The organism is Afifella sp. YEN Y35 (assembly GCF_047553465.1).
Classification (GTDB): Bacteria; Pseudomonadota; Alphaproteobacteria; order Rhizobiales; family Afifellaceae; genus Afifella; species Afifella aestuarii.
In genome coordinates this window covers 1,914,271-1,938,553 of record NZ_CP180203.1, presented here as the reverse complement: position 1 = coordinate 1,938,553, position 24,283 = coordinate 1,914,271, and the positions used below count along the sequence as shown (strand labels likewise).

23 protein-coding genes are annotated in these 24,283 nt (G+C 64.6%); 17 read left to right on the top strand and 6 right to left on the bottom strand.

What is annotated here, in order from left to right; all coding sequences use genetic code 11:
• Positions 1–82 precede the first annotated feature (82 nt).
• From ACK8CP_RS09140 to ACK8CP_RS09120, 5 genes are all read left to right on the top strand, one after another.
• Positions 83–1,087, top strand: a complete 1,005-nt coding sequence (locus ACK8CP_RS09140; protein ID WP_414834082.1) for a 2-hydroxyacid dehydrogenase — start codon at positions 83–85, stop codon at positions 1,085–1,087.
• Positions 1,088–1,248: 161 nt separating this feature from the next.
• Positions 1,249–1,602, top strand: a complete 354-nt coding sequence (locus ACK8CP_RS09135; protein ID WP_414834081.1) for a type II toxin-antitoxin system RelE/ParE family toxin — start codon at positions 1,249–1,251, stop codon at positions 1,600–1,602.
• 19 nt (positions 1,603–1,621) lie between these two features.
• Positions 1,622–2,002: an XRE family transcriptional regulator gene (locus tag ACK8CP_RS09130; protein ID WP_414834080.1), complete on the top strand. Its 381-nt coding sequence runs from the start codon at positions 1,622–1,624 to the stop codon at positions 2,000–2,002.
• A 312-nt stretch (positions 2,003–2,314) separates the two neighbouring features.
• Positions 2,315–2,920, top strand: a complete 606-nt coding sequence (locus ACK8CP_RS09125) for a DUF2087 domain-containing protein (RefSeq protein WP_414834079.1) — start codon at positions 2,315–2,317, stop codon at positions 2,918–2,920.
• A gap of 105 nt (positions 2,921–3,025) precedes the next feature.
• Positions 3,026–3,697, top strand: coding sequence for an SDR family oxidoreductase (locus ACK8CP_RS09120; RefSeq protein WP_414834078.1), 672 nt, complete (start codon positions 3,026–3,028; stop codon positions 3,695–3,697).
• 20 nt (positions 3,698–3,717) lie between these two features.
• On the opposite strand, the gene ACK8CP_RS09115 is transcribed toward ACK8CP_RS09120, so the two are convergent.
• On the bottom strand, positions 3,718–4,863 hold the full coding sequence (locus ACK8CP_RS09115; RefSeq protein WP_414834077.1) for an MFS transporter: 1,146 nt from the start codon (positions 4,861–4,863) through the stop codon (positions 3,718–3,720).
• Between the two features lie 117 nt (positions 4,864–4,980).
• Positions 4,981–5,250: an ArsR/SmtB family transcription factor gene (locus ACK8CP_RS09110; protein WP_234630829.1), complete on the bottom strand. Its 270-nt coding sequence runs from the start codon at positions 5,248–5,250 to the stop codon at positions 4,981–4,983.
• Between the two features lie 225 nt (positions 5,251–5,475).
• Here ACK8CP_RS09110 and ACK8CP_RS09105 point away from each other — a divergent pair, with 225 nt between their 5' ends.
• The 11 genes from ACK8CP_RS09105 to ACK8CP_RS09055 all read left to right on the top strand — a co-directional run bounded on the left by ACK8CP_RS09105 (position 5,476) and on the right by ACK8CP_RS09055 (position 18,420).
• Complete coding sequence (locus tag ACK8CP_RS09105; protein WP_414834076.1) at positions 5,476–6,768, top strand: NAD(P)/FAD-dependent oxidoreductase; 1,293 nt, start codon at positions 5,476–5,478, stop codon at positions 6,766–6,768.
• A gap of 29 nt (positions 6,769–6,797) precedes the next feature.
• The gene (locus ACK8CP_RS09100; protein WP_234630749.1) at positions 6,798–7,001 is read left to right on the top strand and encodes a DUF2892 domain-containing protein; all 204 of its coding nucleotides are present in this window, start codon (positions 6,798–6,800) and stop codon (positions 6,999–7,001) included.
• Positions 7,002–7,065: 64 nt separating this feature from the next.
• A complete protein-coding gene (locus tag ACK8CP_RS09095; RefSeq protein ID WP_414834075.1) occupies positions 7,066–8,145 on the top strand; it encodes an efflux RND transporter periplasmic adaptor subunit in 1,080 nt (359 codons plus the stop codon).
• Positions 8,142–11,378, top strand: a complete 3,237-nt coding sequence (locus ACK8CP_RS09090; RefSeq protein WP_414834074.1) for an efflux RND transporter permease subunit — start codon at positions 8,142–8,144, stop codon at positions 11,376–11,378. Before ACK8CP_RS09095 ends, ACK8CP_RS09090 begins: the two co-directional genes overlap by 4 nt.
• A gap of 277 nt (positions 11,379–11,655) precedes the next feature.
• Positions 11,656–12,144, top strand: a complete 489-nt coding sequence (locus ACK8CP_RS09085; RefSeq protein WP_414834073.1) for a hypothetical protein — start codon at positions 11,656–11,658, stop codon at positions 12,142–12,144.
• 5 nt (positions 12,145–12,149) lie between these two features.
• Complete coding sequence (locus ACK8CP_RS09080) at positions 12,150–13,187, top strand: MotA/TolQ/ExbB proton channel family protein (RefSeq protein ID WP_414834072.1); 1,038 nt, start codon at positions 12,150–12,152, stop codon at positions 13,185–13,187.
• The gene (locus ACK8CP_RS09075; RefSeq protein ID WP_414834071.1) at positions 13,177–13,572 is read left to right on the top strand and encodes an ExbD/TolR family protein; all 396 of its coding nucleotides are present in this window, start codon (positions 13,177–13,179) and stop codon (positions 13,570–13,572) included. Before ACK8CP_RS09080 ends, ACK8CP_RS09075 begins: the two co-directional genes overlap by 11 nt.
• Before the next feature lie 11 nt (positions 13,573–13,583).
• Complete coding sequence (locus ACK8CP_RS09070; RefSeq protein WP_414834070.1) at positions 13,584–13,985, top strand: ExbD/TolR family protein; 402 nt, start codon at positions 13,584–13,586, stop codon at positions 13,983–13,985.
• Positions 13,982–15,010 (top strand): TonB family protein, encoded by a 1,029-nt coding sequence (locus ACK8CP_RS09065; RefSeq protein ID WP_414834069.1) that lies wholly within the window; start codon positions 13,982–13,984, stop codon positions 15,008–15,010. The genes ACK8CP_RS09070 and ACK8CP_RS09065 overlap by 4 nt, the downstream gene beginning before the upstream one ends.
• A 226-nt stretch (positions 15,011–15,236) precedes the next feature.
• Positions 15,237–16,163 carry a deoxyribose-phosphate aldolase gene (deoC, locus tag ACK8CP_RS09060; protein WP_414834225.1) on the top strand — a complete coding sequence of 309 codons (927 nt, stop codon included), beginning with the start codon at positions 15,237–15,239 and terminating at the stop codon, positions 16,161–16,163.
• Positions 16,164–16,173: 10 nt separating this feature from the next.
• Complete coding sequence (locus tag ACK8CP_RS09055; protein WP_414834068.1) at positions 16,174–18,420, top strand: aldehyde dehydrogenase family protein; 2,247 nt, start codon at positions 16,174–16,176, stop codon at positions 18,418–18,420.
• Between the two features lie 76 nt (positions 18,421–18,496).
• On the opposite strand, the gene ACK8CP_RS09050 is transcribed toward ACK8CP_RS09055, so the two are convergent.
• The 3 genes from ACK8CP_RS09050 to ACK8CP_RS09040 form a co-directional block, all read right to left on the bottom strand.
• Positions 18,497–19,597 (bottom strand): putative zinc-binding metallopeptidase, encoded by a 1,101-nt coding sequence (locus tag ACK8CP_RS09050; protein WP_414834067.1) that lies wholly within the window; start codon positions 19,595–19,597, stop codon positions 18,497–18,499.
• A gap of 150 nt (positions 19,598–19,747) precedes the next feature.
• On the bottom strand, positions 19,748–21,292 hold the full coding sequence (locus ACK8CP_RS09045) for a GH3 auxin-responsive promoter family protein (protein WP_414834066.1): 1,545 nt from the start codon (positions 21,290–21,292) through the stop codon (positions 19,748–19,750).
• Positions 21,293–21,473: 181 nt separating this feature from the next.
• Complete coding sequence (locus ACK8CP_RS09040) at positions 21,474–21,854, bottom strand: PRC-barrel domain-containing protein (RefSeq protein ID WP_234630760.1); 381 nt, start codon at positions 21,852–21,854, stop codon at positions 21,474–21,476.
• Between the two features lie 279 nt (positions 21,855–22,133).
• Here ACK8CP_RS09040 and ACK8CP_RS09035 point away from each other — a divergent pair, with 279 nt between their 5' ends.
• On the top strand, positions 22,134–23,306 hold the full coding sequence (locus ACK8CP_RS09035; protein ID WP_414834065.1) for an aminotransferase: 1,173 nt from the start codon (positions 22,134–22,136) through the stop codon (positions 23,304–23,306).
• Between the two features lies 1 nt (position 23,307).
• On the opposite strand, the gene folP is transcribed toward ACK8CP_RS09035, so the two are convergent.
• A complete protein-coding gene (gene folP, locus ACK8CP_RS09030; protein ID WP_414834064.1) occupies positions 23,308–24,207 on the bottom strand; it encodes a dihydropteroate synthase in 900 nt (299 codons plus the stop codon).
• Positions 24,208–24,283: the final 76 nt, after the last annotated feature.

Genomic DNA, 24,283 nt, shown 5'->3' with positions numbered 1-24,283 from the left:
AGCCATCGCTTGGAATTGCCCCCGATCCTTCCCAATTGCAGCCTGACACCGACAGGACGAATCCCAAGGAGGTGAAGGGCCCATGAAAGTCGCCGTCTTCAGCACGAAGAACTATGATCGCAGCTTCATCGAGAAGGCCGGCGAGGGCTCCGGCCACGAATTCCACTTCTTCGAACCGCATCTGACGCGCGAGACGGCGCCGCTGGCACGCGGCGCCGATGCCGTCTGCATCTTCGTCAACGACAGCGCCGATGCGGAGACGCTGGCGTCGGTGAAGGAGGAGGGCGTTCGCTTCGTCGCCCTGCGCTGTGCGGGTTTCAACAATGTCGATCTTGCCGCCGCCCACCGGCTCGGCATGTCGGTGGCGCGCGTGCCAGCCTATTCACCACATGCGGTCGCCGAATATACGATCGGGCTCATCCTGGCGCTCAACCGCAAGCTCTGCCGCGCCCATAACCGCGTGCGCGAGGGCAACTTCTCGCTCGAAGGCCTGCTCGGCTTCGACCTGAAGGGCAAGACGGCGGGTGTCGTCGGCACGGGTGCCATCGGCGCCGTGGTCGTGAAGATCCTCCGCGGCTTCGGAATGAACGTCCTCACCTATGATTTGCGCGAGAACCCCGACTGCCTGGCCGACGGAGCGCGTTACGTCTCGCTCGACGAACTCTTTGCCGAAAGCGATGTCATCACGCTGCACTGCCCGTTGACGCCCGGCACGCGCCATCTCGTCGACGCAGACCGCATCGCGTCCTTGAAGCCGGGCTGCATGCTGATCAACACGAGCCGCGGTGCGCTCGTCGATGCGCCTGCTTTGATCGAGGGTCTGAAGAGCGGGCAGATCGGCTCGCTCGGCCTCGACGTCTATGAAGAAGAGGCGGATCTGTTTTTCGAGGATCTCTCAAACTACATGTTGCAGGACGACGTCTTCGCCAGGCTTCTCACCTTCCCGAACGTCCTCATCACCGGCCACCAGGCCTTCTTCACCGAGGAGGCGTTGAGCGCGATCGCCGAAACGACGATCGCCAACCTGACCGGTTTCGAGAAGCAGGGTCGACCCGAATACGAAGTCTCCGTCGAAGCGATCGGGTGAGGGTATAAGCTGTCATCAAACGGTTGGCCTCTAAAAGAACGCTCACGCAGATATGTGCGGGGATCGGGCGTGGCAAAAGGAGGTATTGCCGGATTGCCTTTCCTCCCCGTTGGTGGCGCAAGCTCTGCCGATTTGACGGCGCATAGCCTCGGAGCTATATTTTGGCGTGGACTGTCATCTTCGCGGATGAGTTCGAAAGGGATCTCGAAGACTTTTCGGAAGCCGTCCAGATTGAGGTGTTTGCGGGTGCGAAGCTGATTGCGAACTATGGTCCGCAGCTGGGCCGGCCGCATGTCGACACTTTGAACGGATCGGCCTTCCCGAACATGAAGGAGTTCCGCTTCAGAGCAGAACACGGCGTCTGGCGATTGGCGTTTGCCTTCGATCCTGTGCGCTCAGCGGTGTTGCTGATTGCGGGGAATAAGACAGGTGTTAGCGAAAGACGGTTCTACAAAACGCTGATCGACAAAGCCGACGAACGTTATCGTACGCATCTCAGAAAATTGGGGCTGTAGGGAAAAACGAGGCGAGGTGATGGGCCGTACTCTTGATGAGATCATCGCGACTCTTCCGCGGGAACGCCGCAAGCGGGTCGACGACCGTTTTGCCGAACTGGTGGATGAGGTCGAGAGTCTTGCAAGTTTGCGCCGTGCCGTAGGCAAAGCTCAGGCTGAGATCGCCACTGCGATGAAGATCAAGCAACCCTCGGTCTCGAAGATCGAGAAACAAACCGACATGTATCTGTCCACGCTGAGGAATTATGTCGAAGCGCTCGGCGGCGAGCTAGATCTGGTAGTTCGTTTCCCCTCGCGCGTGCCGGTTCGCGTCGGCGCCCTGAGCGATTTGGCCTCGGCGGATGCAATAGCCTTGGGCGAATCCCCGCGGCAGCAGAAGCAGTGGAAGCGCCCCGGCTAAGGTCGCGGTATAGCGCCGTCGATCGGCAATAATGTCGTGCGCGCCAATGTCGTGCGCGCCGCGCAAGCAGGAATAAGCTCGAGAGCCACGCTGAAGGCCGGTGATACCCCGGCAAGCAGATCCTGGATGCCTCTTGCAAAGCGCGGGTGGCTGGAGCATAGGGTGGCGAGGGTCCGCAGTTCACCCAGGCGTCACCGTCCCGCGAGGGAAGCTAAACCTGCCAGAGAATAAAGCTCGACACCAAGCCTCGTGCCGCGTCGCAAGCCGGTGACCCTCGACCCCATTCTGGAACGGCACGCTTGAGGGTTGGTCATGTCCAGGACTCCCATTCCACTCGCCACGCGCGACATGTCGACGTTTGCGAAGTCGCTCCGCCGACAGCTCGCCGATCATGAGGCTCCACCGAGCCATCTCGAGTTGCTCAATATGCTTGCCCGCTCGGCCGGGCACCGCAACTTTCAACAGTTGCGGGCGAACATGTTGGGCGAGGAGCTGTCCGGCGAGCAGGTCGCGTCTGGCGATCCGTCGGCGGATCATCTTGAAATCGATCGTGCGGCGGACAATCCGCCTGCCGACGAGCGGCGATTGAAGCGGGTGCTGCGCCAGTTCGACCAAAATGCCGTGCTCCTGCGCTGGCCGAAGCGGCAAAGCGACCGCAATCTCTGCCTCTGGCTCATCTGGTCGCTCTTTCCGGCTGGTGAAAGCTTCACCGAAGCGGAGGTGAACGCCTTCCTTGTGGCGCGGCACGCCTTTGGCGACCCTGCGCTCTTGCGCCGTGCGCTTGTCGATCTCGGCCTTGTCTGGCGCACGCGCAGCGGCAGCGAATATCGCCGGGTGGAGCTTGAACCTCCGGCGGAGGCGCTCGACTTGATCCGTCGGCTCCGCGTGCGGCCCGAACCGGCGAGATCGGCGCGGTGAACCTTTGGGTCCGGCTATCGCCCCCGGCGATTGCCGCCTTAGGTTGGGGTGAAGCGCTCCTTGGAGCGCGCCCCTTCCTGACGTCAAATGCTCCGGGAGCAATTCATGAAGACCTTTCTCATCACCGGCGCCTCGACCGGTATCGGCGCGGCGACGGCGCGCGCGGCCGTTGAGGCCGGCTACAACGTGGTGCTCGCCGCGCGCTCCAAGGACAAGCTCGAAGGCCTCGTCGCCGAACTCGGCAAGGAGCGGGCGATTGCGATCTCCTGCGACGTGACGAGCCTGGAGGACCAGCAGGCGATGGTCGACAAGACGCTTGAAGCTTTTGGGCGCATCGACGTCGTCTTCGCCAATGCCGGCGTCGGCTCCAAGGGCTCCGGGACGGAGGGCGGCGACCCGGACAATTTCCGCGAGATGATTTTGACCAACGTTCTGGGCGTGGTGCTCACCGCCAAGGTGACGCTGGCGGAGATCAAGAAGAACCGCGGCCACATCCTCATCACGAGCTCACGCGCCGGGCGCATGACCATGCGCGGATCGGTTTACGGCGCCACCAAATGGGCGGTGACCGGCTACGGCCAGAATCTGCGCGAGGAGCTTGAAGGCACCGGCGCGCGCGTGACTCTGATCGAGCCCGGCATGGTCGACACGCCGTTCTTCGACGAGCGGAAGCCCGATGCCTTGAAGGCGGAGGATGTCGTGGCGGCGGTGATGTACGCGGTCTCGCAGCCGGAACACGTCAATGTCGGCGAGATCCTTGTGACCCCCGTGCGATAGGGCCGCTCCAAGCGCTTTCTTTAATCCGGTTGCGTCGCCCGTCGTGAGCAGGCGGCCACCACCGTGACCATTGCGGCCAGCATTCCGAAGGCGATGGAGAGCCCGAAGGCCTTGCCGACGAAGCCGACGAGGGCGGGGCCGAGAAGCACGCCCGCATAGCCGAACATCGACATGGCGGCGATGGCGAGCCCCGCGGGCATCACCTTCTGGCGGCCGGCCTGGGTGAAAAGCAGCGGCACGATGTTGGCCGCCCCGAGGCCGACGAAGAGGAAGCCGATCAAAGACAAAGGCGCCGGCATCAAAATGATCTTGAGGAGCCCGATCGTGGCGAGCGCAGCGCCGATAAGCAGCATGTTGCGCGCGCCGACGAGCCGCGTGAAGCGGTCGCCGGTGAAGCGGCCGATCGTCATCGCGCCGGCGAAAAGGGCATAACCGATCCCCGCCTGCGAAGCCGGAAAATCCTTGTTCTCGGTGAGGAAGACGGCGCCCCAGTCGAGCATCGCCCCTTCCGTCAGAAACATGACGAAGGCGAGAAGGCCGATCAGAAGCACGATGCCGCGCGGGCGCACGAACAAGGGCGTATGATCCTCGGCCCGCGTGCGCAGCAGCCGAGGCGAGGCAACGACGATCGCAAGGGCCAGAATGACGGCGGCGGCGAGAGACGCGACGGAGGGAGCAAGCCCGGCCGAAAGGGCGCCCGTCATGCCGGCCGCTCCGATCAGGCCGCCGACGCTGTAAAGCCCGTGGAAGTTCGACATGAGGGGTATGCCGGCCGCCTCCTGCACCTCGACGGCATGGACATTGGCGCCGACATCGACAGCGCCGATGGAGGCGCCGAAGGCGAAGAGCACGATGGCGATCGCCGTGCTCGTCGGTGCGACGGCGAGTAGCGGCAGGGTGACGGCAAGTCCGAGTGACCCGGCGAGAACGACGGCGCGCGCCCCGATCCGGCCGGACAGGGCGCCGGCCGCCGGCATGGTCAACACCGAACCGACGCCGAGGCACAAGAGCAGCAGGCCAAGCCCGGCCTCGTCGACGCCGAGGCGGGTTTTCACATAAGGCACGAGCGGGGCCCAGCAGGCCGTGCCGAAGCCGGCAATGAAGAAGGCGAGCCGCGTCGCAAGGCGGGTGCCGGGCGTGTCGCCGGACGGAATGGATATGGTCATCGGGGAACGCTGCCGCAGGGGTGGGGAGCCTCGGCCGTCCTAACTTTCGCCCGACAGGCGGTCAATCGCGCATCGGGCTTTCACGCCATCAACACAAAACGGTGAAGACGGGGCGACCTAGTCCTCCGCCGCCACGGGCGGGGTGCAATAGGCGCCATGCAAGGTCTCGATGACGACGAGAACTTCAGGGCGGGCAATGCGGTAAAAGACGTTCGTGCCCTTGCGCCTGGAGAGCACGAGGCCATCCGCCCTCAGCCGCATAAGGTGTTGTGACATAGGCACTTGGTCGATGCCACCGAGCTCTTTGCGCAGCTGGCTGACCGATTTTTCTTCCCGCCCCAACGCGCACAAAACGAGCAGCCTCTGCGGATGCGAGAGGCTGCGCATGAGGTCGGCTGCGCGCTCCGATGCGGGGATCATGTCCGTTACATTCATCATCTTGAAATTAGAATGTTTGAATGTTAAACGCAAGACAGATGGGGCGGATGACACCGAAAAATCGGGAGCCGTCTCACCTCGCGCCGGACCGCTTTGCGGCCGGTGGCGGTGGCCGCGCCGGCTTTGCCGCTTGCGAGGCAGCACAGGCCGCAGGGGCCGGAGAGGGAGGGTTTAATGGCGAAGATTGTGGTGATGGGAGCCGGGCTCGGCGGCATCGTGATGGCCTACGAGATGAAGGCGAAGCTCAGTCGGGAAGACGAACTGACCGTCGTGCATCTCGGCGGCACATATTCCTTCGTGCCGTCCAATCCGTGGGTGGCGGTGGGCTGGCGTCAGCCATCCGAGATCACGGTCGAAGTGGGGCCGGTTCTGGCGCGCAAGGGGATCGGCTTCCGGCCGGAAGGTGCGCGCCGCGTGCACCCTGAGGAAAACCGCGTCGAGCTCAACGACGGGACGTTCCTCGATTACGATTACCTCATCATCGCGACAGGCCCGGACCTCGCCTTCGACGAAATCGAAGGAATGGGGCCCGAGGCGGGGACGCAATCGATCTGCCAGATCGAGCACGCCGTGCAGGCGAAGGCGGCCTTCGACGAATTGGTGAAGAAGCCGGGGCCGGTCGTCGTCGGTGCCGTCCAGGGTGCCTCCTGCTTCGGTCCGGCCTATGAATTCGCTTTCGTGCTCGATACCGCGCTCCGCCGTGCCAAGAAGCGCGACCAGGTGCCGATGACCTTCGTCACACCGGAACCCTATATCGGCCATCTCGGCCTCGATGGCGTCGGCGACACCAAGGGTCTTCTGGAGAGCGCGCTGCGCGAACACCACATCAAGTGGATTACCAATGCGCGCACGGTGAAGGCGGAAGGTGGCACGATGGTCGTGGAGGAGCTCCACGACGATGGTGCGCTGAAGGCGACGCACGAGCTGCCTTTCACCTTTTCCATGATGCTGCCGGCCTTCCGCGGCGTGCCCGCGGTCTATGGCATCGAAGGCCTGACCAATCCGCGCGGCTTCGTCACCATCGACCGCCACCAGCGCAATGAGACCTATCCAAATGTCTTTGCGATCGGTGTGTGCGTGGCGATCCCGCCGGTCAGCAAGACGGCTTTGCCGGTAGGCGTCCCCAAGACCGGCTTCATGATCGAATCCATGGTGACGGCAACGGCGGAGAACATTTCCGCCCTCCTGAAAGGCCAGGAGCCGCATGCCGTCGCCTCCTGGAATGCCGTCTGTCTCGCCGATTTCGGCGATGACGGCATCGCCTTCATCGCTCAACCCCAGATCCCGCCGCGCAACGTCAATTGGTCTTCGCAGGGGCGGTGGGTGCACGCCGCGAAGATCGGCTTCGAGCGCTACTTCCTGCGCAAGATCCGCCAGGGGCAGAGCGCGAGTTTCCTCGAAAACGTCGTGCTCGATGCTCTCGGCATCAAGAAGCTCAAGGAAATCCACATGGAGGCCGCTGAATAGATCGGCGGCCCAACGAAGGAGAAAGTGAAATGACAGTCGACCGTGCCGTTCTCGCCTTTGCTGGCTGCATGATCCTTTTGTCCCTGCTTTTGGGCTATGCGACCTCGCCGTACTGGTACCTTCTGACGGCGTTCGTTGGCCTCAACCTGCTGCAGGCATCGTTTACGGGCTTCTGCCCGGCGGCCTTCATCTTCAAGAAGATGGGCATGCAGCCCGGCGTCGCTTTCTCGTAAGCCTTCATTCAGTCGAGCCGCCGGCTCGAGCCGGCGGCTTTAACCCTCCCTCTTTGAGACCGTCATGCTGAAAGTTGCCCGGCAGAGTTCTGCCGCTGCGAAAGTCTTTGCCACGATCCTCGTCGCTCTGGTCGCCATGCCTCTGGCGGCGTTGCCCGCGGCCTCTGCCGAGATGACCGTGACGCCGCGCGTCGTGCCGGAGACCAAGGCCGTGTTCGGCCAGGTCAAAAGCCGCGATGTCGTCGCGGCGCGGGCACGCATCGGCGGAACGATCGAAAAGATTTCCGTCGATGAGGGAAGCGAGGTCGAGAAGGGTGAGGTGATTGCCGTCATCATCGACGACAAGATCCCGATCCAGAAACGGGCGGCCGACGCGAAGATCGAAGTCCTGCGCTCGCAGCTCGCCAATGCCAATACGGATCTGGAGCGCGCCCAACAGCTGCGCACCACCGGCGCCGTTTCGCAATCGCGTCTCGATGAGGCTTCGACCCAGGTCCAGGTCTATACCAATCAGCTTGCGGCTGCCGAAGCCGAACGCGCCGTGATCGAACAGAATGCCCGCGAGGGCGAAGTGCTGGCTCCCGCCTCGGGGCGCGTGCTCGACGTGCCGGTGACACCGGGCTCCGTCGTCATGGCCGGCGATCAGATCGCGACCGTCGCCGGCGGCGGTTATTTCCTGAGATTGTCGCTACCGGAGCGCCATGCGGCGGAGATCGTCGAGGGTGACATGGTGAAGGTCGGCGACCGGGTGTTGAGCGCTGACGGTTCGGCCCGGAACGTCGAGCCGCGCACCGGCCGCCTCGTCAAGGTCTATCCGGAGATCGAGGACGGCAAGGTGAAGGCCGATGTCGAGGTCGAAGGCCTCGGCGATTATTTTGTCGGCGAGCGCACGCTGGTCTGGATTCCGGTTGCGACGCGGGAGGTTCTCGCCGTGCCGCGCCAGGCGGTGACGACCCGCCACGGGATCGATTACGTCACGCTTCAGACGCAAGAGGGGCCCGTCGAAGTCGCCGTGGTTCTCGGCCGGACTTTTGAGCCGCAGGCGAAAGATGAGACCGCCGATCCGAGTGCCTCAGACGCGGACGCCGAAACGGTCGAAATCCTGAGCGGCCTCGATGCGGGCGACCGGGTGATCCTGCCATGAAGCTCGGCCTTGCCGGCGGCCTGACGAAATCCTTCATTTCATCGCCGCTCACACCGCTTCTGCTGCTCGCTTCCTTCGCGCTCGGCCTTGTGGCCCTCGTCACCCTGCCGCGCGAAGAGGAACCGCAGATTTCTGTGCCGATGGTCGACATCCATGTGCGGGCCGACGGGCTGAAGGCGGAAGATGCCGTCAAACTCGTGACGGAACCCTTGGAGACGATCGTCAAAAGCATCGACGGTGTCGAACACGTCTATTCCCAGACCGGCGACGACGCTGCCATGGTGACGGCGCGTTTTGAAGTCGGCACGTCTTCGGATGCGGCCATCCTGCGCGTTCACGAAAAAATCCGGGCCAATATGGACGAGATCCCGACCGGGATCCCCGAACCTTTGATCGTCGGCCGCGGCATCGACGATGTGGCGATCGTCGTCGTCACGCTCTCGCCCGAGCCCGATGCGGCCGGGCGGTGGTCGGAGAACGACCTGACCCGCATCGCGCGCGAATTGCAGGTGGAGATCGCCAAGCTTCCCGATATCGGCCTGACCTATATCGTCGGCGAACAGCCGGAAGAGATCCGCATCGAGCCGGATCCCGAAAAACTCTCGCTTTACGGCATCACGCTGGAACAGCTTTCCGGCAAGCTTCAAGGTGCCAACCGTTCCTTCGAGGCCGGAACGGTACGTGCCGATGGCGGGCAGCGCGTTGTCGTCGGCGGCCAGACGCTGCAGACATTGCCGGAGATCGGCAATCTTCTTCTGACGGCGCGCGACGGCCGCCCCGTCTATGTGCGCGACGTCGCCGACATCACGCTCGCGACCGATCCGAACGAGACGCGTGTCGCCAACGTCGCCAAGACCGATGCCGGTCTGACGCGGGTGCCGGCCGTGTCGCTCGCGATTGCCAAGCGCCACGGCACGAATGCCGTCGTCATCGCCGATGAGATCGTCCATCGCCTGCATCAGGTGAAGGGCGAAATCTTCCCCGAAGATATCGCCATGACGATCACCCGCAATTACGGGGAGACGGCGAACGAGAAGGCGAACGAGCTTCTCTTCCATCTGGGCCTGGCGACGATTTCGATCGTCGTTCTGGTGGCGATCGCGATCGGCTGGCGCGAGGCCATGGTGGTCGCGGTCGTCATCCCGACGACCATCCTTTTGACGCTCTTCGCCTCTCGCCTGATGGGTTACACGCTCAACCGCGTCAGTCTCTTTGCGCTGATCTTTTCCATCGGCATTCTGGTCGACGACGCGATCGTCGTCATCGAGAACATCGCGCGCCACTGGGCGATGCGCGACGGCCGGTCGAAACGTCAGGCCGCGATCGAAGCGGTGGCGGAGGTCGGCAATCCGACGATCGTGGCGACCTTGACGGTGGTGGCAGCCCTTCTGCCGATGCTCTTCGTGTCCGGCATGATGGGACCCTATATGAGCCCGATCCCGGCGAATGCGTCGGGTGCCATGCTCTTCTCGTTCTTCGTCGCGGTGACGCTGACACCCTGGCTGATGATGAAGCTCGGGCGCCGCGACGAGGGCGCGGCCAGCGCACATGCCGGCCACCAGATCGGCCTTCTCGGCCGCTTCTATATCGCCGTGGCGCGGCCGATCCTGGTGACCCGCGCGGGCGCTTGGGTCTTCCTGATCGTCGTCGGCATCGCCACGCTCGCCTCACTTTCGCTCTTCTATACGAAGCATGTGACGGTGAAGCTCCTGCCGTTCGACAACAAGACCGAGCTTCAGGTCGTCGTCGATCTGCCGGAAGGATCGTCCGTCGAGGCGACCGATCGGGCGCTGCAGAAGATCGTCACGAGGCTTGCCGATATTCCGGAGGTGGTTTCCTTCCAGACCTATGCGGGAACGGCGGCACCCTTCAATTTCAATGGGCTGGTGCGCCATTATTATATCCGCGCCAATCCCGAGCAGGGCGACGTGGAGGTCAATCTCCTCGGCAAGGATGAGCGTGACCGCTCGAGCCACGACATCGCGCTTGCCATGCGCGAGGCCCTTGTCGGTCTCGATCTGCCGCAAGGCACTGCGCTCAAAGTCGTCGAGCCGCCACCCGGGCCTCCGGTCCTGTCCACGCTTCTCGCCGAAATCTACGGGCCGGACGGCGAGACCCGTCGTGCGGTGGCACGAAAAGTCCGCCAGATTTTCGAAGACGTGCCCTTCATCGTCGATGTCGATGACAGCTTCGGCAATCCGGCCGAGCGCAGCCGCATCGCCATCGATCAGGATAATCTGGAATATTACCGGGTGGAGCAGGGCGACGTGTACGACACGATCAGCGCGCTCTATTCGGGCTCCACGCTCGGCTATTCGCATCGCGGCGGCGGGCGGCATCCGATCCCGATCGTCATGCGCCTGTCGAAGGGCGACAAGGTGCTCGATGAACGCGCCCTGTCGACGCCGGTGGCCGCCGATGCGCTCCCTGGCAACCGCTCGATCGTGGAACTCGGCGATGTGGTCAACGTCACCGAGGAGCAGGCCTCCTATCCAATCTTCCGCCACAATGGCCGCGCGGCGGTGATGGTGCAGGCGGAGCTCGCCGGCGAATATGAAGCCCCGATCTACGGCATGCTCGCCGTCGACAAGAAGATTGACGAGACCGATTGGGGTGATCTGCCGAAGCCGACGGTCAAGCTGCATGGTCAGCCGCAGGACGAAGCCCATCCGACGCTTCTATGGGACGGCGAATGGGAGGTGACCTGGGTGACCTTCCGCGACATGGGCGCAGCTTTCGGCGTCGCCATTCTGGGCATCTACATCCTGGTCGTGGCGCAGTTCGGATCCTTCAAGCTGCCGCTCGTCATCCTGACGCCGATCCCCTTGACCTTCATCGGCATCATGCTCGGCCACTGGCTCTTTCATGCGCCCTTCACGGCGACCTCGATGATCGGCTTCATTGCACTCGCCGGCATCATCGTCAGAAACTCGATCCTGCTCGCGGACTTCATCCGACACGCGCAGGCGGCAGACCCCGAACGGCCGCTTCTCGACGTGCTCCTGGAGGCCGGCGCGATCCGTTTCAAGCCGATCCTTCTGACGGCGCTCGCCGCCATGATCGGGGCCGCCGTGATCCTCGCCGATCCGATCTTCCAGGGGCTGGCGATCTCGCTTCTCTTCGGCCTCGCCTCCTCGACGGCGCTCACCGTTCTCGTCATTCCGGCGATCTATGTGGCACTCAAAGGCCACAAGCGTCGGCCGAGACGGGAGATTGCTTCACAGGACGCTTGAAGGATCTGAATCGACGTGTGAAGCCCATGAATCGAATCCTGAGCCGCGGCTTTTAAGTCTCGGCAGGGATTCGGCTTTGGGCGCGCGGGCGAAAGGGACCGGGCGTTGCGAAGCACGCGACTGCCTTTTTACGAGCATCTTTGGATGAGCGATCCCTGCCGGGCCGAAAGGTCCTGCCTCAAATTGTTGACCTTTACAGTCAACTTATGTAGCGCCTGAGGTCAGCGGTCGGGGCCGAGCCTCGATCGGCCTGCGAGACGTTCTTGGAGAATTGCCGGTGTCGAAAACCACATGGTCGGGAACGAGGGTTGTGCTTGGTGCGGCTCTCATCTCTTTCGGGCTCGCCGGTTCGGCTTCCGCCGCCGACGGCAAGATCGGGGTCGAGCTCAACCGGTTGCAGCAGATGGACGCGACCTGCCGCCTGTCGCTCGTCTTCACCAACCGCCTCGACGTGACGATCGAGCAGCTCGAACTGGAAACTGTGCTCTTCGATCCGGACGGGGGCGCCATGCGCTTTCTTGTCCTGAAATCGCAGCCGCTCATCCCCGGCAAGATCCGCGTCTCGCAATATGATCTCGCCGATACGCAATGCAGCGATGTCGGTTCGGTGCTGATCAACGACGTGGTCGGCTGCAAGGGGGAGGGGCTCGGACCGGCCACCTGCCTTGCCGAGCTCGCACCGTCGAGCCGCGCCGATGCCGCATTGATCCTGACTGTTTCCGATCAAGGCAAGACCGCCACGGATGGGGCGGAGGCAACACAGTGAATGCGATGACGAATCCCGCAGATTTCGAAGCGCCGATGCGCCTCGCTCAGGCGACCCCGGACGCTGCCTCGCCCGGTGCAACGGCGCCGTCCGATGCGACGCCCTCGATGGATGGGGCCGTCCCTCCCGCTGGCGCCCAGGGCGCCGACGGCGCGGTGTCCGGGCCTGAAGCCGCCTCTCCGGATATGTCTGCGCCATATGCGGCCGCGCCGTCCGGAACCCCGGATGGCACGGGCCCCGATGCGTTCGGCGCCGATCCTGGGACAGCGACGGCGCCGATGGGCACAGCTGATAACGCGCTGCCGCCGGATATGACGGGTGCCGGCGGCAATCATTTCTTAGGGCTCGACTTCGACCGCGCGCTCGGGCTCCTCGATCTCGGCGGGCCGGTGGTGGCGATCCTGATCGTCCTGTCGATCGTGGCGCTCGCCATCATCATTCGTAAGCTGTTCGACATTCTGCCGTTGGCCGGCGGCCGGCGCGGTCGTGTCGCCGGTGCGGTGCGCGACTGGCGGCAGGGCGAGCGGCGCGAGGCGCTCGCCAAGGTGCGGGACCTCAAAGGACCGACGGCGACGGTGGTCGCAACAGCGATGGCGCTCTCCATGAAGCGGGTTGCGCCCTCCGTCCTCCGCGAAGAGGTGGAGCGGGTGGCGAACGAGGAGCTTTACCGTCTGCGCCGGCATCTGCGCGGGCTTGAGGCGATCGCGCAGGTGGCGCCGCTTCTCGGTCTCTTCGGCACCATTCTCGGTATGATCGAGGCCTTTCAGACGCTGCAGGGGGCGGGTTCCAATGTCGATCCGGCGATGCTCGCCGGCGGCATTTGGGTGGCGCTTCTGACGACGGCGGTCGGCCTTGCCGTCGCCATTCCGTGCAACCTCGCCCTCCATTGGTTCGAAGGACGCATCGACCAGGAACGGCAGGCGATCGAGAACCTCGCCACCTCCGTTCTGACGACGGCCGAGGCGCGTCTTCATCTGGGCGAACGGGCGGGTGAGGAAGAGGCACTCTCTGCGCATCTGACGGAGCCCGCTCATGCGCATTAGCGCCAGGGCGCCCCGCCACCGTGCCATGAGCATGACGCCGTTGATCGACGTCGTCTTTCTGCTGCTCCTGTTTTTCATGCTGGCCTCGACCTTTGCGCGCTTCGGCTCGGTCGATGTCACCCTGGCGCGCGAGACGGGCGCCTCGTCGCGCCAGGCGGCGCCGATGCGCAATGTTCTAATCTCGGTCCGCGAAGACGGTTTTTATGCCGTCGATGGGGCGCCGGTGGAGCTTGCGGCACTCGGTGAACGGCTGAAGGACAAGGGCGGTGACGACGAAGCCCGGGTGATCGTGCGTGCCTCTTCCGGAGCCGTCGCGCAGGACATCGTTTCGGCCGTCGATGCGGCGCGCCGGGCGGCGATCGGCCCGGTTCTTCTGGTGCACTGAGCGGGGCGGCGATGCGGCTCACTCAACCACGCAAATCTACGCCGGGCGATGACCTCGTCCCGCTCATCAATGTCGTCTTTCTGCTTCTGATCTTCTTCCTGCTCGCCGGGACGCTGATGCCGGCTCCCTCCGCTCCGGTGGACTACGTGAGGGCGGGTGCCGAGCCGGCGCCATCGATCCCCGCCAATGCCGTCTATGTCGATGCGGAGGGTCTCACCTATTTCGACGGCGAGCAGCTGAGGGGCGAAGCCCTGCGCCGGCGTCTTGCGGTCGCTGAGCCCGATGCCGGCAAAATTCCGCTCGTGCTCGATCGCGGCGTGACCATGGAGCGATTGAAGCCTGTCTTCGATGACCTGACCGCCGCGGGACTTGCGAAGGTCGAACTGATGACGGTGCGAGGGAGCGCCCGGTGACGAAGGACCGGGTGGCCTGGATCGTCGCGGCTGTTGTCGCCGTCGCACTGCATGCGGCGGTTCTGGTCACGTTTATGGCTTCGCCAGAATCGGCGCTCGATGGCGGCGCCGGTCAGCCCGAAGCGGTCGCCGGCATCGCCGAGGCGGATTTTTTCCAGATGATGAGCGATGTGAGCGCCAACGACGCGGAAAGCCCGAGCGACGTTGTCGAAACGGGCGAGCCGCTCGATCCGGTGGAGGAGACGCAGGTCGTCGAAGCCATTGCGCCGGAAACGCTGGAGGAGGTCGTGCCGGAAGAGGTGCCGCCGTCTCAAGACGAGGAAACGGCTGAGCCGCCCACGCCGGATACCGTGGAGCAGGTGCCTCCAGAACAGGTTTTGCCGAGCGAGCCCGACGAGGTCGCAGAGGCGCGCCCGGCGGAGGAAGTGGAGCCGGTCGAAGAGGTGCTGCAGCCGGTTGAAGAGGTCACTGAGATGACTGCGCTCTCGCCGGAGCCCGAGGTGGCGATGCCGCAGGCGCGGCCCGACGCCGTGCCACAGGAGGTGCTGGAAGCCTACCGCGCCGAAAAGCAGGCCGAGAGAGAAGCCGCCGAACGGCGCCAGCGCGAGCGTGCCGAAGCGGCAGCCCGCCGTCGTGCCGAAAGCCAGGAGGCCGCGCGCCGGGACGTCGCCCGCAGCCGTCCGGCGCCGAGCGCCGGAGCACGTGCCGGTGGCGGCGGCAGTCAGGCGCAGGGGCCGAGCCGACGCGCGATGGCGACCTACAACAGCCGCATCTATGCCCATCTGGCGCGCTACAAACGTTATCCTTCCGGCGGGCGCGGCGATGGAACGGTGACCGTGCGCTTCACGATCTCCGCCTCGGGTGCGGCCGGCGGTGTGCGCCTCACGGGCTCTTCTGGCGATGCCGCGCTCGACCGGGCGGCCGTCGCCATGGTCAATCGGGCCTCACCCTTTCCGCGCATCCCGCCCGAGTTCGGGCGCAGCTCCATGACCTTTACCGTTCCCGTCAGCTATACGCGCCGCTAAGGTCGTCCGAGAATGATCAAGGCTGGCGAGGGCCGATGGAGGCTCGGCGCAGCTCCGATCCGCCTTATGTGGGCACGCAAAGCGGCCGCGTTTGCGAAACCGGGAGCGAGAAATGTCTGAAGAGCGCGTCTTTCCGTTCGGCGCCCCTTTCGCCATTGGGCGCGTACCCGCAGCGGGCGGCTCCGAAGGGATCGCGCCGACGTGGGATCATGCGCGCAATCCGGGCATGCCGCTCAAGAAAGACTGGTTCGAGGAGATGCGCATCAATGCCTCGGCCGTGGAGCGGCGAGCCGGTACGCTGGCGGGGCGTCGGGGGCTGAAAAAGGAATGGCGGGCGGCCTGGCTTTTGAAGGCGCTGATGGCGATCGATCTCACCACTTTGGCGGGGGACGACACGCCGGCGCGGGTGCGCCGTCTCTGCGCCAAGGCACGGCGACCGTTGCGGACCGATCTCGTCGAAGCGCTCGGGCTTGCCGACATGCCGACCGTCGCTGCGGTCTGTGTTTATCCGACCATGGTCGGCCCGGCCGTGAAGGCGTTGGACGGCTCCGGCATTCCCGTCGCTTCCGTCGCCACGGGCTTTCCTGCCGGGCTGATGCCGCTGCCGCTCAGGCTTGAGGAAATCCGCTATGCCGTTTCACAGGGGGCGAGCGAGATCGATATCGTGATCACCCGCGCTCATGTCTTCGCGCAGGATTGGCAGGCGCTCTACGACGAGATGGCGGCGATGCGCGAGGCCTCCGGCGCTGCCCATATGAAGGCGATCCTGGCGACTGGCGATCTGAAGACGTTTCAGAATGTCTACAGCGCGTCCATGGTGGCGATGATGGCCGGGGCCGATTTCATCAAAACCTCGACCGGCAAGGAGGACGTGAACGCCACCCTGCCGGTCTCGCTCGTCATGGTGCGTGCGATCCGCGATTACCTGGAGCGCACGGGGGTGAAGATCGGCTTCAAGCCGGCGGGTGGCCTGAAGACGGCGAAGGATGCGCTCGCCTGGCAGATCCTGATGAAGGAAGAACTCGGCCGGGACTGGTTGGAGCGTGATCTCTTCCGCATCGGCGCAAGTTCGCTGCTTGGCGACATCGAACGCCAGATCGAACAATTCGTCACCGGGCGCCCTTCGTCTGCGATGCGCCATGCGGTGGGATGAGGAGACGAGGATGGCAGCGGTGACCGACATCCTGGCGACGATGGATTACGGCCCGGCACGCGAGAACGACGCGGCCGTGCGCGACTGGCTCGCGCGCCACGAAGGTGTGCTTGGGTCGTTTATCGATGGCGGCTTTTCCGCATCCGCGGATCGCGAGTGCCTGGTCGTGAGCAATCCTGCGACGGGCGAGGTTCTGGCGCGGGTCGAGGCCGGAGGAGCGACGGAGATCGCAGCGGCGGTCGGCGCGGCCAAAACCGCCTTCGAGGCCTGGTCGGGGCTGTCTGGCCATCGGCGCGCCCGCCATCTCCATGCGCTGGCGCGTTGTCTTGAGAAGCGGGCGGGCTTCTTCGCCGTGCTCATCTCGCTCGAGACGGGACGTCCGCTCCGCGACGGCCGCGATATCGATCTGCCGCTCGCGATCCAGCATTTCGATTATGCGGCGGGATGGGCGGAGCTCGTCGATAGCGAGTTTGCCGGTGACCGTCCTCTCGGCGTGTGTGCCGAGATCAGCAGCCGTGCCGGCGGGCTCGCGAGGCTTGCGGGGAAAATCGCGTCGGCACTCGCCGCCGGCAACAGTGTTGTCGTCGTGCCGTCAGAGCGCACGCCCCTGTCCGTGCTCGCCTTCGCCGAGGTCGTGGCAGAAGCCGGACTTCCGAGTGGTGTCGTCAACATCGTCACGGGTGAGGCGGCCGGCGCGGCATTGGTTGCCCACGAGAATATCGCGCGGATCGGTTTCACCGGGCCGGTGGCGCGCGGCCGCGAGATCCGCAAGGCGCTGGCCGGCACCGGCAAGGAACTCGCCCTGGACCTTGGTACGACGACACCCTTCCTCGTCTTCGCGGACGCCGATCTCGACGCCGCCGTGGAAAGCCTCGTCGACGGGATTTTTCTGAGCGAGGGGCAAAGCTGTTGTGCCGGCATGCGGCTCCTCGTCCAGGAAGGTGTGGCCGGGCGGCTTCATGCGAAGCTGAAGCGGCGCATGGCGAAGCTGCACATGGGTGACCCGCTGGAGATCTCGACCGATTGCGGACCGCTCGCCGACGATGCCCATCTCACCCGTTTCACGGCGCTGCTGGAGACAGCGCGCACCGAGGGGGCGGAGGTCTGGCAGGCGGACGCCGACATCCCGGGAGAAGGCCGCTTTTTCCCACCGACGCTTGTGAGCGATGTGGCACCGGCCATGGGCGTGGCGGAGGCGGAGATCGCAGGCCCGATCATCCGATCCACCACCTTCCGCACGCCGGACGAGGCGCTGAAGCTCGCCAACCATTCCCGCTATGGCCGCGCTGCGGCGGTCTTCTCCGAGAATGCCGGCCTGGCGCTTGAGATGGCGACGAAGCTTCAGGCGGGCGTCGTCTGGGTGAATGGAACGAACTTTTTCGATGCGGCCGTCGGCGTCGGTGGCGTCAAGGAAAGCGGCTTCGGTCGTGATGGCGGTCGCGAAGGGTTTTCGGGCTATTTGAAACCGGCATGGCCGAGGGGGAGCATCCCCGCCGACTTGCCCAAGACCGATTTGTCCGCCGTTTCCAAAACCAAGGATATCAACGGCGCTGTCGATGCCGCGGCCAAAGCCGCTGGCTGGGCGGCGATGAGCGGCCATCAGCGGGGGCAGCGGCTCTATCGCCTTGCCGAAACGCTGGAAGCGCGTGCGAGCGAGCTTGCGGCACGGCCGGGCGCCGCGAACGGCGGAAGCGCCGAGGCCGCTGCCGAGGAGGTGGCGCTTTCGGCCGCGCGCATCGCCTATTACGCGGCGTGGGCCGATAGATTTGATGGTGCGGTGCATTCCACGCGGGCGCGTCATCTGGCAATCGCTATCCAAGAGCCGCTCGGGGTGATGGGTATTTTGTGCCCGCCGCAGGCGCCGCTCTTGGGGCTCGTCTCGCTGGTGGCACCGGCGATCGCGATTGGCAATCGCGTCGTCGTCGTTCCCTCGGTGGCGGCACCGCTCGCAGCGCTGGATTTTTCGCAAGCGCTTGCGGCGAGCGGCGTGCCGGCAGGCGTCGTCAACGTCGTCACGGGCGATCCTCTTGAGATTTCGGCAACACTTGGCGGGCATGATGATGTTGCCGCATGCTGGCACTTTGCAGGCCCCGACGGACTTGCCGATTTCGAGCGCGAGGCCGCGGGCAATCTCAAGGTGATCTGGTCTGTCGATGGCCGCCGGATCGACTGGCGCGATGCCGGGGAGGGCCAGGGACGCGACTATCTCGTCCATGCGACGCAGGTGAAAAATATCTGGATGCCTTACGGGGCCTAGCGTCGGCTCTTGAATCAGTTTGTTAAGAAAGCGCGGCGCGCCTCACGATCTTGACTCAAGATCTGCAAATCTCCCGTTAACCTTCTGATAACCATGAGGTTTGTCGGGCGACCTCTCCAACCCGCGCATGCACGAGATCGTGGATGAAGCCGAGCTTGCCGACGACCGTGGGCGACAGCACGAACGGGTAGAGATCCTGCAGGCCCATCGCCCGATTGAAGGCGTTGAGCGCCGCGGTAACGGCATGGCCGGCCTCCATGATCGCGCCGATGCCGACATCATCGGCGAAGACGTCGAGATCGACCTTGACCGTCAGATGCCCGTCGGCGTCGACTGAGGGCGCCGTCGAGATCCCCCAATTTTGGGCGGTCTCGACCGTGTCGACCAGATGGAAATAATGCGCCCAGGTCTCGGCGAAATCCTCCCAGGGATGGGCGGCCGCATAGGCTGAAACGAACTCGTCCTGCCACCCCGGATGCGGCCCGCCCGCGTAATGTGCCTTGAGCGCGTCGCCGTAGTCGGCACGGTCATCGCCGAAGATCGCGCGACAGGCCTCGAGCGCCTGGCCGTCGCGCACCAGCCGATCCCAGTACCAGTGCCCGACCTCATGGCGGAAATGGCCGAGAAGCGTGCGATAGGGCTCGCCCATGGTGATGCGCCGGCGTTCGCGTTCGGCATCGTCGGCCTCGGCGAGCGCGATGGTGATCTCGCCATTGTCGTGGCCGGTCATCACCGGAGCACCGGCCTGCGGCGCATCGGCGAGGAAGGCGAAGCCGAGGCCTTCGGGATGCTCGCTGCGCGTCAGAAGCGGCAGGCGAAGGCGCATTGCCGTATAGATCATGCGGTGCTTGGCGGCCTCCATGCGCCGCCACAGTGCGCGATTTTCCGGTGCCGAAAGATCGGGGACGGTGAGGTTGTGGCGGCAGGCGGCGCAAAATGTCTCGCCGCTGTCGGCGGGGATGAGCCAGTTGCAGACGTCGAAAGCGGCGTTGGCGCAGTAAGTCCAGCGTCCCTTCGGCGCGCTGTCCCCGATCGCCTCGAAATGCCCGCCGCGGTCTTCGAGCGCCAGCATGGCGTTGGAATGAGGTTCGTAGCCGAGGATGGAACGGCAGCGCTCGCAGATGGTGTTTTCGAAGAAGAGGATCTGCGAACAGACGGGGCAGGAAAAGAGCTTCATCGTCAATGACCTGAGTTGCGGGCACGCGCGACCACCGCGGGTCGCAACGGGCGCCCGGCGCGCTTTGGAGACTGGTTCGCAATGGATGCCCGGCTCGCCATGAATGGACGAGCGCCGCTGTGGTTCCCGTTCGGCGGATCTGCGAGCCGCTCAGCGCCGGTGGGCGACCTTGCTCTCGCGGGCGAGCCCGACGAGGCTCGTCAGGATCTCCGGGTCGTTGATGATGCGCGGCACTTTGTTCTGGCCGCCGAGCCTGCCGCGGCGGCGCATCCATTCCGCGAAGGTGCCAGGGGCGACCGCGATCACCTCCGGCGCGTCCATGCCGAACCCGCCCTGGCGGTGTGAATCGTAATCGTCGTTGTTCAGAATGAGCGTGTAATCGAACTCGGCCGCAAAGCTCTCAAGCTCGGTCTCGGACGGCTGGCGGCCACGGAATTCGATCACGTAGACGTGGCGGCCGCGCGAGGCCTTGCCCCGCGAGGGGAAAACCGGACCGACGGAATAATCGCTGATCTGCAATCCGGCATTGGCGGCGGCGCCGAGGAGGGCCTTGGCGATTTCTTCGGGCGTCAGATGCTCGCCGAAGGCCGACAGATATTCCGAAATGCGTCCCGTGACCTTGATGCGCGGCGGATCGAGCGAGACGAGGCGAACCGTATCGCCGAGGATATAGGCCCAAAGCCCCGCATTGTTGGAAAGAACGAGCGCATAATTACGCCCGATCTCGGCGTTCCCGATCCAGTGCCGTGTGGGATCGGGTCGCCCAAGCTCCTCCACCGGCACGAACTCGAAGAAGAGACCGTTGTCGAGGAAGAGGCGCAGACCATCCTCCGGTGCTTCGTCGGAAAGCGCGATAAAACCTTCGCTTGCCGGATAGACCTCGCGCAACTCCGCGTGGCTGCCCTCCATCCATTCGGCAAAGGCCTCCCGGTAAGGGCCAAAATCCACGCCGCCATGGCTGACGAGCTCGAGGTCGGGATAGATCTCGACGAGCCGCCTCTTGCCGGTGATCTTGGCGAGTTCCTCAAAGAAGAGAAGCATCCAGCTCGGGATGCTGGCGATGCTGCGGATCGGCTCCGACAGCGAAGCGCGCGCCATCGCCTCGGCCTTGTGCGCCCAGTCGGTTTCGCGCGCCAGTTCCGGATCGGGAAAGACGAAGCTTGCCAGAAGCGGTGGCACTTCGAGGCGGGCTATGCCGGAGAGATCGCCGCTCACGACACCACTGCCATGGTCTTCGAGGGCCGTCGTGCCGCCAAGCACGAAATTCTTGCCGGCCATGACGCGGCTCTGCGGCCGGTCGGCGACGTGATGGACGAGAAGATCGACGGCGGCGCGATTGTTGGAGCGCGCCATCTGATGGCTGATCGGGATATATTTGACGCGCCCCGTCGACGTTCCGGACGTCACGGCGAGGTTTGCGATCTGGTCGGGCCAGGTCAGGCCTTTGAGAACGGGGAAGGCGGCCTGCCAGTATTCGGCCCAAAAGTCCTCGTAGCGGCGGAGCGGCACGCGGGCTTGAAAATCTTCAACCGACCGGATCTCGTCAAAGCTGTGGGCCTGACCGAAACGCGTCTCGCGGGCATGGCGTGTGAGCGCGAGCAATTGCCGGCTCTGGACCTCGTGCGGGTGTTGCCGCGAAAGCTGAGAAAGACGGTGGCGCGCATAGATGCGCAAAAGGGGAGTGGCGTCGAGCATTGCTGCGCGCTGCTTACAGCCGGCCGCCGCCAGAGTGTACCCGAAATTTGCCTGGGCGCGGCCTTCGCCGAGACATATGCCCGCTTTCTCGTCCGCTCACGCGTCGATTGGGAGCGGCGGGCCTGCTGCTCCGCGGCGGACCCATCGCCGCCGCGGAGCCAGAGCATGGCCTATTGCAGGCTTATTTGGACCATTCGTCGAGGGACTCGATCTGGTCCTTCGTCATGTTGATGATGATCTTGTCGTTGTGGATGCGGGCATCGGTGAGCGGGATGACGACATTGCGCTCGCCGATTCCCAGGAAGCCGCCGACATCGGTGACGACTGCCATGGAGGATCCGTCGCCGGAGGCGAGAATCTCATCCACGTCGCCGATCTCCTCGCCGTCCTGGCCCACGATCTCCATGTCGTCGAGATCGCCGACCGTGTAGGTCGGGGGATCGACCGGGATGTTGACGGCCATATCTTCGTCGTCGACCTCGACCCAGGCGCCTTGCGCGAAAGCGATGCCCGTCGCCAGCAAGACGGCGGCAGAGGACATGGCGGCGAGTTTGATTCTCATGAATGGTTCTCCACGGGTGTCGGGCTTTGCCCTTCGAATGATACTAGGACGAACGGTCGGGACGCGCTTTTGTTCAATGCCAGGAGCGCGGATCTCTGCGGCTGAGGGGCGCATCTCGGTTATGGAACGGCTCAGCCTCTGATCGAGCGGCCCGCATCCCCTCGCGCCAAAAGTGCGGCGCGGGCGCTCTTTCTTGATCAGCCTCAGGCAATTAGAAGGAGCGATGCGCTGCCGGCGGGGATCCCGTCGTCTTCTCCTTTGCAGCCAGGCGGACAATCAATGGCAAATTCCATCTTCGGTGCGCTCGACACCACCATCTTCGAAACCATGTCGCGCATGGCGGCCGAGGCCGGCGCGATCAATCTCGGTCAGGGATTCCCGGAAGGGCTTGAGCCGGAGGAGGTGGTCGAGGCTGCAATCGCCGCCCTGCGCTCAGGTCCGCACCAATATCCACCGATGGCCGGTCTGCCGGCTCTGCGCCAGGCTGTCGCGGAAAATGCCAGGCGTTTTCTCGGCCTCAGCGTCGATTGGGAAAAGGAGGTTCTCGTCACCTCCGGTGCGACGGAAGCGCTGGCCGACGCCTTCTTCGGGCTTCTGGAGCCGGGCGACGAGGTGATCGTCTTCGAGCCCGCCTATGACAGCTATCAGCCGATCATCCGCCGGGCCGGTGCGGTGCCCGTGCCGGTGCGCATCGCCCCGCCCGATTGGGGCCTGCCGTTTGAACGCCTCGAAGCGGCGATCACGCCGAAGACGCGCGCCTTCATTCTCAACACGCCGTGGAATCCGATCGGCCGGATCCTGGGTGAGGAGGAGTTGCGCTTCCTCGCCGATCTCATGCTGAAGCACGATCTCGTGGCGATCTGCGACGAGGTCTACGAGCATCTTATCTTCGACGGCCGGCAGCATCGCACGCTCTTTGCCCTGCCGGAGGTGCGTGACCGCGTGGTGCGCATCGGCTCCGCCGGCAAAACGTTTTCGGTCACGGGCTGGAAAGTCGGCTACATCACCGCGTGCGAAACGCTGTTGAAGCCGATCATGCGGGCGCATCAATTCATGACGTTTACGACGCCGCCGGCGCTGCAGGCTGCCGTCGCCTTCGGGCTCAATCTGCCGGATGAATATTTCGACGGGTTGCGTACCGAACTTCAGGGGCGCCGCGATCTTCTGGTCGGTGGTTTGCGCGCCGCCGGTTTCGAGGTCGAGAATGTCGAGGCGACCTATTTCGCCATTGCGGCGACCGGCGAGGCGGAGCCCGACGACGTCGCCTTCTGTCGGGCGATGACCTTCGAGGCGGGCGTGACGGCGGTGCCGCTCTCCGCCTTCTACGGCAAGGGCGACATGCGCTCGCATATCCGTTTCTGCTTCGCCAAGCGCGAGGAAACCTTGCGCGCGGCCGTCGAACGGATCGTCGCCTGGCGGGAGAAGCGGGAAAGGCTGGCCGCCGTCGGCTAGGTCATTTGCTGGTGTCGGCTCCGCGAATGGCGGCGGCGATGCGCATCGCCGCCACATGCTCCGCCACATCGTGAACGCGCACGATCGCAGCACCCGCCAGCGCCGCCACGACATTTGTGGCAAGCGTTCCGGCGAGGCGGTCGGTCTCGTCGGCACCCGCGACTTTGGCGATGAAGGATTTGCGCGACGTTCCGGCAAGCAGCGGCAGACCCAGCGTCTGCAATTCGCCGAAGCGTGCGAGAAGCTGAAGGTTCTGCTCTGGCGATTTGCCGAAGCCGAATCCCGGATCGAGAACGATTCTGTCTTCGGCGACGCCGGCCTCGTGAGCCACGTCCAGGGCACGCCGGAAGAAGGCGATACAGCCCGCGACCGGATCGATCTCCATCGGCTTGGCCGAGCCGAACAGTCCCTGATTGTGCATGGCAATGACGCCGGCGCCGGTGCGTGCGGCGACTGCAGCCATCTCCGGATCGCCGAGAAGGCCGCGCACATCGTTGAGGATTTGCGCGCCGGCCGAGACTGCGGCTTTGGCGACTTCGGCCTTCATGGTGTCGACGGAAACGAGAATGCCGTTTGCAGTCAGGGCCTCGAGGACGGGGAGGATGCGTCGGATCTCCTCGTCGGCTGCGACCGGCTCGGCATTGGCGCGGGTCGATTCCCCGCCGACGTCGAGAATCGCCGCGCCTTCGTCATGAAGTCGGAGCCCGTGTTCGATCGCGGCTTCGGTGCGAAAGAACTGCCCGCCGTCGGAGAAGGAATCGGGCGTCACATTCACGATTCCCATGACGATCGGCACACGCGCATCCCCCGCCTTGCGCCAGGATCTGAGGAGGCTCGCAAAGCCGGCCCCGACACCATCGGTGAAGGGCTGGGCGCGCGCGGGCGAGGCAGAGTGTGTCATTTGTGTGATGGTACACTCAGCCGGCGTGCAGGCAAGACATCGTGTCGCGGGTCTTGGCGATTTCCCCGCGCCAGCG